Annotated in this window: 10 protein-coding genes; 4 read left to right on the top strand and 6 right to left on the bottom strand. The window is 72.6% G+C overall.

The window, feature by feature from the left end; translation table 11 throughout:
* Nucleotides 1-127 precede the first annotated feature (127 nt).
* Genes KVF89_RS22030 through KVF89_RS22040 form a run of 3 tightly spaced genes read left to right on the top strand, consistent with a single transcriptional unit; the run spans nucleotide 128 to nucleotide 3,726 of the window.
* Nucleotides 128-1,420: a glutamine synthetase family protein gene (locus KVF89_RS22030; protein WP_257428676.1), complete on the top strand. Its 1,293-nt coding sequence runs from the start codon at nucleotides 128-130 to the stop codon at nucleotides 1,418-1,420.
* Nucleotides 1,410-2,570 carry an amidohydrolase family protein gene (locus tag KVF89_RS22035; RefSeq protein WP_257428677.1) on the top strand — a complete coding sequence of 387 codons (1,161 nt, stop codon included), beginning with the start codon at nucleotides 1,410-1,412 and terminating at the stop codon, nucleotides 2,568-2,570. Before KVF89_RS22030 ends, KVF89_RS22035 begins: the two co-directional genes overlap by 11 nt.
* Nucleotides 2,563-3,726 carry a M20 metallopeptidase family protein gene (locus KVF89_RS22040; protein WP_257428679.1) on the top strand — a complete coding sequence of 388 codons (1,164 nt, stop codon included), beginning with the start codon at nucleotides 2,563-2,565 and terminating at the stop codon, nucleotides 3,724-3,726. Before KVF89_RS22035 ends, KVF89_RS22040 begins: the two co-directional genes overlap by 8 nt.
* A 27-nt stretch (nucleotides 3,727-3,753) precedes the next feature.
* On the opposite strand, the gene KVF89_RS22045 is transcribed toward KVF89_RS22040, so the two are convergent.
* From KVF89_RS22045 to KVF89_RS22055, 3 genes are all read right to left on the bottom strand, one after another.
* Nucleotides 3,754-4,977, bottom strand: coding sequence for an LCP family protein (locus KVF89_RS22045; RefSeq protein ID WP_257428681.1), 1,224 nt, complete (start codon nucleotides 4,975-4,977; stop codon nucleotides 3,754-3,756).
* Between the two features lie 96 nt (nucleotides 4,978-5,073).
* Nucleotides 5,074-7,263, bottom strand: coding sequence for a 3-hydroxyacyl-CoA dehydrogenase NAD-binding domain-containing protein (locus tag KVF89_RS22050; RefSeq protein WP_257428683.1), 2,190 nt, complete (start codon nucleotides 7,261-7,263; stop codon nucleotides 5,074-5,076).
* Between the two features lie 139 nt (nucleotides 7,264-7,402).
* The gene (locus KVF89_RS22055) at nucleotides 7,403-8,614 is read right to left on the bottom strand and encodes an acetyl-CoA C-acetyltransferase (RefSeq protein ID WP_257428685.1); all 1,212 of its coding nucleotides are present in this window, start codon (nucleotides 8,612-8,614) and stop codon (nucleotides 7,403-7,405) included.
* Between the two features lie 113 nt (nucleotides 8,615-8,727).
* On the opposite strand from KVF89_RS22055, the gene KVF89_RS22060 reads away from it, so the two are divergent.
* A complete protein-coding gene (locus KVF89_RS22060) occupies nucleotides 8,728-9,480 on the top strand; it encodes a MerR family transcriptional regulator (protein WP_257428687.1) in 753 nt (250 codons plus the stop codon).
* Here the strand turns inward: KVF89_RS22060 and KVF89_RS22065 are convergent.
* From KVF89_RS22065 to KVF89_RS22075, 3 genes are all read right to left on the bottom strand, one after another.
* Complete coding sequence (locus KVF89_RS22065; RefSeq protein ID WP_257428689.1) at nucleotides 9,472-10,491, bottom strand: alpha/beta hydrolase; 1,020 nt, start codon at nucleotides 10,489-10,491, stop codon at nucleotides 9,472-9,474. The two genes, KVF89_RS22060 and KVF89_RS22065, sit on opposite strands and share 9 nt — an antisense overlap.
* Nucleotides 10,492-10,644: 153 nt before the next feature.
* A complete protein-coding gene (locus KVF89_RS22070) occupies nucleotides 10,645-12,105 on the bottom strand; it encodes a DEAD/DEAH box helicase (protein ID WP_257428690.1) in 1,461 nt (486 codons plus the stop codon).
* 262 nt (nucleotides 12,106-12,367) lie between these two features.
* Nucleotides 12,368-13,531, bottom strand: coding sequence for a CaiB/BaiF CoA transferase family protein (locus tag KVF89_RS22075; protein ID WP_257428692.1), 1,164 nt, complete (start codon nucleotides 13,529-13,531; stop codon nucleotides 12,368-12,370).
* Nucleotides 13,532-13,648: the final 117 nt, after the last annotated feature.

Here is a 13,648-nt window from a genome sequence, read left to right on the forward strand (position 1 = left end):
GATCGAGAGCAGCACTGATCCGTAACCTGTATTGCAGAATCGATCTCTTGACCTCATCCTGTAATCCGTGTACCAATCGTGCTAGCCGGTGCGCGGACGTGCCTGCTCCCGACCGAGAAGGTGGACGATGACCCCCGACCAGACGCTCTTCGTCGCGACCAGCGACCTCGCCGGCCAGCTGCGCGGACGCTCGGTACCCGCGGCCGCCGCGGACTCCGCCCTCCAGCGCGGCGTCGGGTGGGTCCCCGTGGACCTGGCCATCACCGCCTTCGGCGCGATCGCCCCCAACGTCTTCGGCTCGACCGGCGACCTCAAGCTGATGCCCGACGCCGCCACCCGGATCGAGATCCCCGCCCGCGGCGACGACCCCGCCGTGTCACTGGTGCTCGCCGACCAGACCGAGTCCGACGGGTCCCCGTGGGCGTGCTGCCCGCGGACGTTCGCCCGCCGCGCGCTCGACGACCTGCGCGCCGCCACCGGGCTCGAGGTCACGGCCTCGTTCGAGCACGAGTTCATGGTCGACGGGCTGCCCGCGACCGCGCCCTTCTCCTTCGCCCGGCACCGCAGCATCGAGCCCTTCGGCTCCGAGCTGGTCGCGCTGCTCGCCGCCACCGGCCTGCAGCCCGAGAACTGGCTTCCCGAGTACGGCGCCGACCAGTTCGAGGTGACCCTCGAGCCCGCGCCCGGGCTGGTCGCCGCCGACCGCGCCGTGCTGGTCAAGGAGCTGGTCCGCGACCTGGCGCGCCGGCACGGCCGCAGCGTCACCTTCGCGCCACTCACCCACCCCGACGGCAGCGGCAACGGGGTCCACGTCCACCTCTCGCTGCAGACCGCCGACGGCGCGCCCGCGCTCTACGACCCGGCCGCCCCGGCGGCGCTGAGCGAGGTCGGCCGGCGCTTCGCCGCGGGCATCCTCGCCCACGCCCAGGCGCTGCTCGCCTTCACCGCCCCCAGCCCGGTGTCCTACCTCCGGCTCACCCCGCATCGCTGGAGCGCCGGCGGCGTCTTCCTCGCCGAGCGCAACCGCGAGGCACTGCTGCGCATCTGCCCGACCAGCACCGCCGGCGGCGGCGACCCCGCACGCCAGTACAACCTCGAGTTCCGCGCAGCCGACGCCACCGCCAACCCCTGGCTCACCCTCGGCGTGCTCCTCCGGGCCGGCCTGGCCGGGATCACCGACGAGCTGCCCGACCCGACCATCTGGCCCGAGACGGTCACCGAGGACGAGCTGTCCGGCGTCCCGCTGCTGCCCAAGGACCTCCCGGCCGCCCTCGACGACCTGGCCGCCGACCCGGTCGTCACGGGCTGGTTCGACCCGGCCCTGCTCGACACCCACCTCTCGGTCAAGCGCGCCGAGCTCGCCGCCGTGGCCGACCTGTCCGACGTCGAGCGCTGCGCGAGGTTCGCCGATGTCTACTGATCCCTCCACCACGGCGCTCGCCGAGGCGATCGGCACGCTGCGCCTGGTCGACCACCACGTGCACTCCGCGCTCGCCGGCCCCGTCGGCCTGGCCGAGCTCGGCGACCTGCTGACCGAGTCCGACCGGCCGACCGCCGCCGGCACCTCGCCCTTCGACACCCAGGTCGCGTTCGCCGTACGCCGCCACTGCGCGCCGCTGCTCGGCCTCGATCCGCACGCCCCGATCGAGGAGTACGTCGCCGCCCGCGCGGCGCTCGCCACCGACGAGGTCGACCGGCGACTGCTCGGCGCGGCCGGTGTCGACCGCTGGCTGATCGACACCGGCTTCCGCGGCGACGCACTCCTCGACCTCGACGACTTCGGTGCCCGGGTCCCCGGCGCCGCGGTCGAGGAGATCGTGCGCCTGGAGACGGTCCTGGAGTCGGTGGCGCGCGACGGTGACGCCGCCGGGCTCGAGGAGCGGTTCCTGGCCGCGCTCGCCGAGGTCGCGGCCGGGGCGATCGGGCTCAAGTCGGTGATCGCCTACCGGCACGGCTTCGAGTTCGACCCGGTCCGCCCGTCGTCGGCGGAGGTCCGCGAGGCGGCATCCCACTGGCTCGCCGCGCTGGAGGACGAGTCCGTCGTCCCCCGGGTCGACCATCCGGTGCTGCTGCGGATGCTGCTCTGGCACGGCATCGACACCGGCCTGCCGCTCCAGCTCCACGCCGGCTTCGGCGACCCCGACCTCGACCTGCGCCGCTGCGACCCGCTGCTGCTCGCCGACTGGCTACGGCTGGTCGAGTCGTCGGGCAGCGACGTCCTGCTGCTGCACTGCTACCCGTTCCAGCGCCAGGCGGGCTTCCTGGCCCAGGCCTTCCCGCACGTCTACCTCGACGTCGGTCTCGCGGTGAACTACACGGGCGCCGCCTCCCCCACCGTGGTGGCCGAGTCGCTCGAGCTCGCGCCGTTCGGCAAGGTGCTCTACTCCTCCGACGCCTGGGGTCCCTCCGAGCTGCACCTGCTCGGCGCCGTGCTCTGGCGCCGTGGCATGACCGAGGTGCTCTCCCGCTGGGTCACCGGCGGCGAGTGGTCCGTCGCGGACGCGGTCCGGGTCGCCACCCTGGTCGGCCGCGACAACGCCGAGCGCGTCTACGGAGGCCGACGTGGCTGACATCTGGGCCGTCCTCGACGGCCACCTCGACGCGGCCGCCGTGCTGCGCCGCGCCCTGCACCAGCAGCCGGACCTCTCCGGCGACGAGTCCCTCACCCGCGACCTCGTGCTCCAGGCGCTGCCGGGCACGTCGACCGCGGTCAAGGTCGCCGAGACCGGCGCCGTGGTCCGGATCGGCGGTCCCGGGCCGTGCGTCGGCGTCCGCGGGGAGATGGACGCGCTGCCGATCACCGAGGCGACCGGCGTCGCGTGGACCTCGCAGAACCCCGGCGTCATGCACGCCTGCGGGCACGACGTCCACCTGGCCGCGCTCGTCGCGGTCGCCCGGGCGGTCCACGACGTCGGCGCCCCGGTGCCGCTGCTCGTCGTGCTCCAGCCGCGGGAGGAGACCTACCCGTCCGGGGCCAAGGACATCGCCGAGCACGGCGTCCTCGATGCCGAGGAGTGCGCCATCATGATCGGCGCGCACATCCAGCCGGCGCTGCCGGCCGGCGTCGTCGCGTGCGTGCCGGGCGGCGTCAACGCCTCATCCGACGAGTTCGAGATCGTCGTGCGCGGCGAGTCCGGGCACGCGGCGTACCCGCACCTGGCCGACGACCCCCTGCTCGCCCTCGCCGAGACCGTGGTCGCGCTGCAGAGCGTGGTCAGCCGCTCGGTCGACCCGATGCGCTCGGCCGTCGTCGGCGTCTCGTCGTTCCAGGCCGGCCAGGCCGCGAACGTCGTACCGGACGTGGCCCGGGCGACCGGCACCATCCGGGCGCTCGCCTCGGAGACCCGCGCCCTGCTGCACGAGCGGATCATCTCGGTGTCCGAGAACATCGCCCGCGCGCACGACTGCGAGGCCGAGGTCCGGATCACCGTCGGCGAGCCCGTCCTCGAGAACGACCCGCGCCTGGTCGAGGTCGTCGCCGCCCAGCTGACCGGCCAGGGGATGCCGGTCTCGACGGATCTGCGCTCACTCGGCGCCGACGACTTCTCGTTCTTCTCCGAGCGGATGCCGGCGACCATGATGTTCGTCGGCAGCGAGACCGACAGCTCGCTGCACACGGCGACCTTCCTGCCGACCGACACCGACCTACGCGCCGTGGCGCGGGCGCTGCTCGCCGGCTACCTCGGTGGCGCCGCCCTGGTCACCGGCGGCCTCGCGGAGAGCTGAGGTCCGCGCGATCCCCTCGGGTGGGTCCTAGGAGCAGAGACCGGCCGCGGCGCGGTCGTCGTCCGACAGGCCGCCCGAGGGGCCGGGGGTCGGCGTCCCGCCGGGCGAGCCGGACGGCGTCGACGACCCGGACGTCTGATCCGCCGGCGATCCGGACGGTGATCCGGAGGAGGATCCGGACGGGGAGCCCGAGGCCGCGCCCGACGGCTCTGCCGTGCCGCCCGGCTCGTCGCCGGCACTGAGCGAGTCGGCGAGGAACTCCTTGGTGAGCGGCTGGTCGGCGATCACCAGCTGCCACAGCCGCTCGACCGAGGGCAGCCACTCGACACCGCCGCTGACCTTGTCGGTGTCGAGGGTCCACGGCGTGGTGATGAACGTGATGTCAGCGGCGTCGATGCCCTGGGCGCTGGCGGCGACCTTGGCCATCGCGGCGACACTCTTGAAGTTGGTCTGGAGGTCGGTGGTCGCGGCGCTGATGAAGCTCGCGAGCCGGTCCGGCCGGGCCAGCATCCCGCCGGTGAGCGCCTTGTCGATCATCGCGCCGATGAGCGCCTGCTGGCGCCGGGTCCGGTAGGGGTCGATGCCGCCGCTGATGCCGTAGCGCACCCGGGCGTAGTCCAGCGCCTCGGCGCCGTCGACCTCCCGGGTCCCCGCCTCCAGGTGGATGTTGCCGGTGGTGTCGTCGATCTCCTCGGGGACACAGATCTCGACGCCGTCCAGGGCGTCGACCATGTCCTTGAACTGGTTGAAGTCGACGACGACGAAGTTGTCGACGTGGATCCCGGTGAGCTGCTCGAGCTGCTGGCGGGTGCAGCCGGGGCCGCCGACCTGGTAGGCGACGTTCCACTTGTCGTACGTCGTGGCGGCAGGGATCTCGCTCTCGTCGGACCGGTAGCAGGCCGGGCGCATCACCGCCGTGTCGCGCGGGATCGAGATGCCGTAGGCGAACTCGCGGTTCGCCGAGAGGTGGAACAGGATCGTCGTGTCGGACAGGCCGCCGCCGGCCTCGCCGTCGATCTTGCAGCCCTCGCAATCGCGGCTGTCGGTGCCCATCACCAAGATGTTGAGCGCCTCGGTCTTCTTGTCCGGCCGGTGCTTGCCGATGATCGTCGGGTGCTCGAGATTGTCGTTCCAGTTGTTGTAGGCGAGCACCACGCCGAGGCCGGTGAGCAGGCCCAGCGCCGTCAGGCTCGCCACGATGACCCCGAGCACCGTCCGCCGGGGCCGCGCCACCCGTCGCCGACCACCCATGCCGGGAAACCTACAGGCACACCCACGCCGACCCGTCGCGTTCAAACGCGACGGGTCGGCGTGCTCAGGGCGTTCAGTTGCGCCGGGTCGGCGCGATCAGGCAGGGAAGCCCTGGCCCGAGGCGGCGAGCTCCCGCAGCCACGGGGTGGCCTGGAAGCGGTCGCCGTACTTCGCGGCCAGCTCGTCGGCGCGCGCGAGGAAGGCGTTCAGGCCGACCTCGCCCGTGGCCTTGTTCTCGTAGCCAGTCATGAACTGGGCGGCGCCACCGGTGTTGGGCGGGAAGCCGATGCCCATGATCGAGCCGATGTTCGCGGCGGCCGCCGAGGTGATGACGCCCTCCTCGAAGGTCTTCGCGGTCTCGAGCGCCTCGGCGAAGAGCATCCGGTCGCGGACGTCCTCGATCGGCGGCTGCTCCTCCGCGACCGGGAAGAGGTCGGCGAGACCGGCCCAGATGGAGCCGCGCTTGCCGTCCTCGTAGTCGTAGAAGCCGGCACCGCGCAGGCGGCCCGCCCGCCCCGCCTCGAGCATCTTGCCCACCACGACCTGGCCCGGGTGGACCGGCAGCTCGGGGTTGGCCTCGGCGGTCGCCTTGGCGATCTTGGCCATCAGCTCGAGGTTGAGCTCGTCGGAGAGCTGGAGCACCGGCGCGGGGTAGCCGGCCGAGGTGGTGGCCCGCTCGATGGAGTACGGCGCCACGCCCTCCGCGAGCATCGCCATGCCCTCGTTGACCATGTAGCCGATCACCCGCGAGGTGTAGAAGCCGCGGCTGTCGTTGACGACGATCGGGGTCTTGCGGATCTGCAGGACGACGTCGTAGGCCTTGGCGAGCGCCTCGTCGGAGGTCTCCTTGCCGGCGATGATCTCGACCAGCGGCATCTTGTCGACCGGGCTGAAGAAGTGCAGGCCGATGAAGCTCGGCCGCTTCGCGGCGTCCTCGATGCCCTCGGCCAGGCCGGTGATCGGCAGGGTCGAGGTGTTGGAGCACAGCAGCGCGTCGGGGTTGACGTGCGGCAGGATCTCGGCGAACACCTTGGCCTTGAGCGCCGGGTCCTCGAAGACGGCCTCGATGACCAGGTCACAGCCGGCGAGGTCCGCCGGGTCGGCGGTCGGCGTGATCCGCGCGAGCAGCTCGGCCGACTTCTCCTCGGTCAGCCTGCCCCGCGAGATCGCCTTCTCGTTGATGGTCTGGCTGTAGGCCTTGCCCTTCTCGGCGTTCTCGATCGCGACGTCCTTGAGGACGACCTCCATGCCCGCGCGGGCGCAGACGTACGCGATGCCCGCGCCCATCATGCCGGCACCGAGGACGCCGACCTTGGCGGCCTTGTAGGGCTCGATGCCCTGCGGGCGCAACGAGCCGGAGTTGATCGCCTGGAGGTCGAAGAAGAAGGCCTGGATCATGTTCTTCGAGCCCTGGTTGACCACCAGGTTGGCCAGGTAGCGCGACTCGATCCGCGAGGCGGTGTCGAAGTCGACCTGCGCGCCCTCGACCGCGGCCGAGAGGATGGCACGCGGGGCCGGGTAGTCGGCGCCCTTGAGCTGCTTGCGCAGCAGCGCGGGGAAGGCCGGGAGGAAGCCGGCGAGCGCGGGCGACCTCGGCGTGCCGCCGGGCATCTTGTAGCCCGGGGCGTCCCACGGCGACAGCGCGGCCTCGGGGTTCGCCTTGATCCACGCCTTCGCGGCCGGGACCAGCTCCTCGCGGGTCGCGACGAGCTCGTCGACGACGCCCTTCTCGAGCGCGGTCTCCGGGTTGAACTGGGTGCCCTGGAGCAGCACGTCCATCAGCGCCGTCTGCAGGCCCCACTTGCGCACGGCGCGGGTGACGCCACCGCCGCCGGGGAGCAGGCCGAGGGTCGCCTCGGGCAGGCCGACCTTGACCTTCGAGTCGTTGACGAGGATCCGGTGCTGGGTGGCGAGGGTGATCTCGTAGCCACCGCCGAGCGCGGCGCCGTTGATCGCGGCCACGACCGGCTTCGGGAAGAGCTCGAGGCGACGCAGCGACGCCTTGATGCTCTCGCACTGCGCGAAGACGTCCCCGGCGTTCTCCTTGGTGGTCCGGACCATCAGCTTGAGGTCGCCGCCGGCGAAGAAGGTCTTCTTCGCGGAGGCGATCACCACGCCGGTGATGTCGTCCTGCTCGGCGTACAGGCGCTCGACCGCGGCCGCCATGGACTCGCGGTAGAGCTCGTTCATCGTGTTCGCGCTCTGGTTGGGGTCGTCGAGGGTGAGGGTGACGATGCCGTCGGCGTCGCGCTCGTAGCGAACCGCGGTGGCAGTTTCGGTGCTCAATGTCGTTCCTTGAGGTTCTGGAGATGAGTGTCGGGGGCGGCGTCAGGCCGGCAGCGTGGCGCACGGCGTGAAGCCCGTGGGGCCGAGCTTGCGAGGTCCCGGGCGGCGAACGCCGTCTGCGACACGCTCGGCCCTTCGATCAGACGCGCTCGACGATGGTGGCGATGCCCATGCCGCCGCCGACGCAGAGCGTGGCGAGACCCCGGCGCAGGTCGCGCCGCTCGAGCTCGTCGATCAGGGTGCCGAGGATCATCGCCCCGGTGGCGCCGAGCGGGTGGCCCATGGCGATCGCGCCGCCGTTGACGTTGGTGATGTCGTGGCTGATGCCCATGTCGCGCATGAACCGCATCGCCACGGCGGCGAACGCCTCGTTGATCTCGAACAGGTCGATGTCGCCGACCTCGAGGCCGGCCTTGGCCAGCGCCTTGCGGGCGGCCGGAGCCGGGCCGGTCAGCATGATGATCGGGTCGGCACCGGAGACAGCGGTCGCGAGGATCCGGGCACGCGGGGTGAGACCGAGGTCCTTGCCGACCTGCTCGTTGCCGATCAGGGTCAGCGCGGCGCCGTCGACGATGCCCGACGAGTTGCCGGCGTGGTGGACGTGGTTGATCCGCTCGACCCAGTGGTACTTCTCCAGCGCCACGTCGTCGAAGCCGGCGTCCGCGCCGAGCTGGGCGAACGACGGCCTGAGGCCGGCGAGGCCCTCGACGGAGGTGTCGGGACGGACGGTCTCGTCACGGTCGAGGATGGTCAGGCCGCTGATGTCCTTGACCGGGACGATCGCCCCGTCGAAGTAGCCGTTGGCCTGGGCCTTGGCGGCCCGGTGGTGCGACTCGGCGGCGTACGCGTCGACGTCCTCGCGGTTCCAGCCCTCGAGGGTGGCGATCAGGTCGGCGCCGATGCCCTGCGGCACGAAGCCCGCCTTGAAGGCGGTGGCCGGGTCGGACGCCCAGGCGCCACCGTCGGAGCCCATCGACACGCGGCTCATCGACTCGACGCCACCGGCGACGATCAGGTCCTCGAAACCGCCGCGGACCCGGCCGGCGGCCTGGTTGACGGCCTCGAGGCCCGACGCGCAGAAGCGGTTGAGCTGGACACCGGCGACGGTGTCCGGCAGGCCGGCGGCGATGGCCGCGGTCTTGGCGATGTCGCCACCCTGGTCACCGATCGGCGAGACGACGCCGAGGACCACGTCGTCGATGCGGTGGGTGTCGAGACCGGGGTTGCGCTCCTGCACCGCGTCGAGCAGTCCGACGGTGAGGTCGACGGGCTTCACCTCGTGGAGAGAGCCGTTGGCCTTGCCCCGGCCGCGCGGCGTGCGGAGGTGGTCGTACACGAATGCTTCTGCCATGACCGTCCTAGTTCAGGTGAGGTGTCGTGCCTGGTTCGGCGTGGACGTACGGCGATCGACGGGCGCGCCGCACGGAAGGGTGTTCCTGGGTCGATTGTGACACTATTACTGTCATGGTCAAGAGCGAGGGGCCGGCGGACGGTGTGACCCACGACGCATCCGGCGGGGACCCCACACCCGATCTGCTCACCCTCGAGGAGCTCACCGCCCGGGTCGGCCTGACGGTGCGGACCGTGCGGTTCTACACCTCACGCGGGCTGGTCCCGCCGCCGATCCGGCGCGGCCGGTCCGGCTACTACTCGGCGGTCCACATCGCCCGGATCGAGCTCGTGCTCGAGCTGCAGAGTCACGGGTTCACGCTGTCCGCCATCGAGCGGTACGTCGCCGGCATCCCGGAGGACGCCACCCCCGAGGACATCGCCCTCGCCCGCACCATGCTCGCGCCCTGGCAGTCCGACCTGCCCGTCGAGATGGACCGCGCCCAGCTGGAGAGGAAGGCCGGTCGAGCGCTCACGGCCGAGGACATCGCCACCCTGCAGGCGCTCGGCGTGCTGCGCATCCGCGGCGCGGCGTACCTCGTCGCCAGCAACCAGCTCTCGATCGGCGTGCGCCTCCTCGAGCTCGGCTTCCCCCGCGAGGTCGCCGTCGCCGCGGCCGCGGTCTACCAGGAGCACGGCGAGCAGATGGCCAAGGAGCTCTACGAGGTGATTAACGACCAGCTCGCGCCGCTGTACGACGATGCGACCACCTCCGGCCACTTCCGCGAGATCATGGAGCGACTCAAGCCGCTGTCCGTCGGCGGCCTGGTGACGGCCTACGAGTCCGCGGTCGCCCGCGCCGCGCGCTCGCCGCGTCGCTCACGCTGACCCGAGGTCGGCCACCGGCCCGGCCGCCAGCTGCCCCGCCAGGGCCGTGTCCAGCCGCGCCCGGAAGCGCCGCATGCTCGGCTCGTCCGGGAACGCCAGGTCGGCACCGTGGAACATCCGTGGCTCCACGTGGACGTCGACCGGTACGCCGGCCTCGGCCAGCCGGCGCCCGTAGGCGACGGCCTCGTCGCGGAACAGGTCGAGCGCGCCCACACCGATCCAGGCCGGCGGCAGGCCGCGGAGGTCCTCGCGCCGGGCAGCGGCGGCGTACGCCGGTGCGTCGGAGGACCGCGGTGGCCGGCCGAGATAGGCCTGCCACGCGAACCGGTTGGAACGAGGCGTCCAGCCCAGCCGCCCGACGCCGCGCGCCGGGCGCCGCAACGTCGTGCGGTCGTCGAGCATCGGGTACACGAGCAGCTGGAAGGCGACAGGCACCTCACCGCGATCGGCGGCCAGCTGCGCCAGCGTGGCCGCCAGGCCACCCCCCGCGCTCGCCCCGCCGACCGCGATCCGGGCGGGATCGACCCCCAGCTCGCCGGACGCGGCATGCAGGAACCGGAGGGCGGCGTGACAGTCGTCGAGCGCCGCCGGGAACGGGTGCTCCGGCGCCAGCCGGTAGTCGACGCTGACCACCACGAGGTCCAGCTCCACGGCCAGCCGCCCGCACAGGGCATGGTCCGCGATCGCCGTACCCGCCACCAGGCCGCCGCCGTGGAGCCACAGCAGCGCGGCCCGGAGCCCAGGCGCCGGGCGGGACAGGCGGGACGGGCGGTGGACGAAGACCGGCACGCCGTCGAGGTCTCGCGCCTCGACCTCGGCACCGGGCGCCGGCTCTGCCGTGGTCGGGTAGAGCCTGCGGAGCAAGGACAGCTCCCGACCGCTGCCGATGGAGAACAGCACGAACGCGTTCCACGGGCGCATTCCCGGCGCCGCGGCGAGGATCGATCGGCACCGCCGGGCGGTCATCGCGACGGCCGCGAACGCAGCACTGCCGGCCAGCCATCGCCGCATCCCGACTCCTCGACCGTCGCGCCCCGGGTGCATTGTGCCCGAGATCGGGCTCGGCCGGGGCGGGGTCGGCGGCTGTAACTATCTGTTGTTGCCGCTACCGCACCCGTAGACCAGTGCGGTAGCGGCAGTAGCAGGTAGTTACACGCGTTCGGCTCAGCGTCGGCCGGAGCTGAAGTCCGCCGCGCTGTGGCCGCCGCCCGAGCCGGCTCCGCGCGAGCGCGACCGGCTGCGGTTGCCGCCGCCGGAGGCCGGGGCGCCGCCCGACTTCGCCGAGCCGGACCGCGCACCGCGCCGGCCCGAGCCCTGACCAGGCTTCTTGGCGCCGGTCTTGGCCGCGGGCTTGTTGCCCGCCGGACGCCGACGACCGCCGCCACCGCCGTTGCCGCCGCCTTGGGCCGCGGCGGGAGTGAGGTCGATGCCGCCGGGCCGGCTCCGCTCGCCCGGGGCGAGGTCCTGCAGCACCGGGTGCTCGGGGCCCTGGATCCGGGTGGTGGTCGGCGTGATGCCGGCGGCGCGGGTCAGCGCACGGACGTCGCCACGCTGCTCGCTCGTCATCAGGGTGATCACGGTGCCGGCGGCACCGGCGCGCGCCGTACGACCGGAGCGGTGCAGGTAGGCCTTGTGCTCGGCCGGCGGGTCGGCGTGGACGACCAGGGAGACGTCGTCGACGTGGATGCCGCGGGCGGCGATGTCGGTCGCGACCAGGGTGGTCGCCGTGCCGCTGTGGAAGGCGTCCATGTTGCGGGTGCGCGCGCCCTGGCTCAGGTTGCCGTGCAGGTCGACGGCGGGCACGCCGAACTTGTTGAGCTGGCGGGCCAGCGCCTTGGCGCCGTGCTTGGTGCGGGTGAAGACCACGGTCCGGCCGGGGGCGCTGACCAGGTCGAGCAGGACGGGCAGCCGCTGCTCGCGCTCGACGTGGAGCACGTGGTGATCCATCTTCGCGACCGGCGACTGGGCCGAGTCGGCCTCGTGCACGGCCGGGTCGCGCAGGTAGCGCTTCACCAGGACGTCGATCGCGTTGTCGAGCGTCGCGGAGAACAGCATCCGCTGGCCGCCCTTCGGCGTCTGGTCGAGGAGGCGTCGTACGGCGGGCAGGAAGCCGAGGTCCGCCATGTGGTCGGCCTCGTCGAGCACGGTGACCTGGACGTCGGCGAGGCTGCAGTGGCGCTGGCCGATCAGGTCCTCGAGCCGGCCGGGGCAGGCGATCAGGATGTCGACGCCGTCACGCAGCGCGTTGACCTGCGGCCCCTGGCCGACGCCGCCGAAGACGGTGGTGGTGCGCAGCCCGACGGCCTTGGCGAGCGGGGCGATCGTGGCCGCGATCTGGGAGGCGAGCTCGCGGGTGGGCGCCAGGACGAGGGCGCGCGGGCGCTTGGGGGCCGGGCGCCGCGGCGTACCGTCGGCGCTGAGCCGGGTCACCAGCGGCAGGCCGAAGGCGTAGGTCTTGCCGGAGCCGGTGCGGCCGCGGCCGAGGACGTCGCGGCCCTTCAGCGAGTCCGGCAGGGTGGCGGCCTGGATCGGCGTGGGGACGGTGATCTGGTCAGCCGTCAGCACGTCGAGCAGGGCGGTGGGCACGCCGAGAGCGGCGAACGTCGCGGAGCTGTTACTTGGCACGGGTGTATCTCTCCGGAGACCGCTGCGCGCAGGGCGGCGCGATCCCCTCAGGTGGGCGTCTCGCCATGCTGCCCGTCGGGTGACGGGCGGTGAAGCGGTGCCTCGGGTGAGGGGCGCGGCCACGAAGATGGTGCGGTGCGGTGCGCCGGGATCCGGGGCAAGACTGGCCGGACCTGTGGTGTCAGCCTAGGGGCTGCGGCTGCTCCGGGGTGAATCGACGGGCCGGGCGGCGACGTGGGATGGGACACGTCGTCCGCCGCGCTCACTCCTCGAGCTGCACCGCCGCACCGCGCTCGACCAGGCCGTCGACGTCCTTGACGCCCCAGGCCGCGAGCGCCGCGCGGGTGTGCGCGCCGGCACCGGAGGCCGGCGGGTGCGAGAGCGTGGCCTTCGTGCGGGAGAAGCGCGGGGCGGGCTGCGGCTGGACGAGGCCCTCGTGCTCGACGAAGATCTCGCGGCCCTTGATGTGCGGGTGGTCCGGGGCCTCGCTCATCCGCAGGACCGGCGCGACGCAGGCGTCGGTGCCGTCGAAGATCGCGCACCACTCGTCGCGGGTCTTCTGCTTGAAGGTGGCGGTGATCAGGTCGCGCAGCTCGTCGGTCTTCGCGACGTCCCAGCGGTCCGGCGCGGTGTCCTTGATGCCCAGCAGCTCGACGAACAGCTCGTAGAACTGCGGCTCCAGCGCACCCACCGACATGTGCTCGCCGTCGGCGGTCTCATAGATGTCGTAGTACGGCGCGCCGCCGTCGAGCAGGTTGGCCGCCCGCTCCTCCTTGAACCCGCCGCCGGCGAGGAAGGCCGACGTCATCGCGTTGAGGTTCGCCGTACCGTCGACGATCGCGGCGTCGACGACCTGGCCCTTCCCGGACGCCTTCGCCTCGAAGACCGCCGCGAGGATGCCGATGACGAGGTACGTCGACCCGCCGCCGAAGTCGCCGACCAGGTTGGTCGGGAACTGGGGCTTGTCCTTGACCTGGCCCAGGCCGTGGAGGGTCCCGGTGATGGCGATGTAGTTCATGTCGTGCCCGGCCGCCTGCGACCACGGGCCGTCCTGGCCCCAGCCGGTCATCCGGCCGTAGACCAGGCGCGGGTTGCGGGCGTGGCACTCCTCCGGACCGAAGCCGAGCCGCTCGGCCACGCCGGGCCGCATGCCCTCGACGAGTACGTCGGCCTGCTCGACCAGGTCGAGCACGGTGGCGACCGCCTCGGGGTCCTTGAGGTTGAGCGCGACGCTCGGACGCCCGCGGTTGAGCAGGTCGTGCGAGCCGCCGGTGAGCATCTGTCCGCCGGGGCGCTCGATCCGGATCACGTCGGCACCGAGGTCGGCCAGGATCATGCAGGCGTGCGGGCTCGGCCCGATGCCGGCGATCTCGACGACCTTGAGGCCCTGGAGCGGACCGGTTCCCTGACCCAGCGCGAACGTCATGCGCGCATCATGGCACGGAGAGTGACAGCAGTGGTGTCACGGTCACTACCGTCCAGTACGAGCGATGCCGAGGCTGCGGCGGGAATGCCGGGCGAGGAGGCGCAGGGAGCGACGAAG

The sequence above is a fragment of the Nocardioides carbamazepini genome, assembly GCF_024614185.1.
Lineage (GTDB): Bacteria > Actinomycetota > Actinomycetes > Propionibacteriales > Nocardioidaceae > Nocardioides > Nocardioides carbamazepini.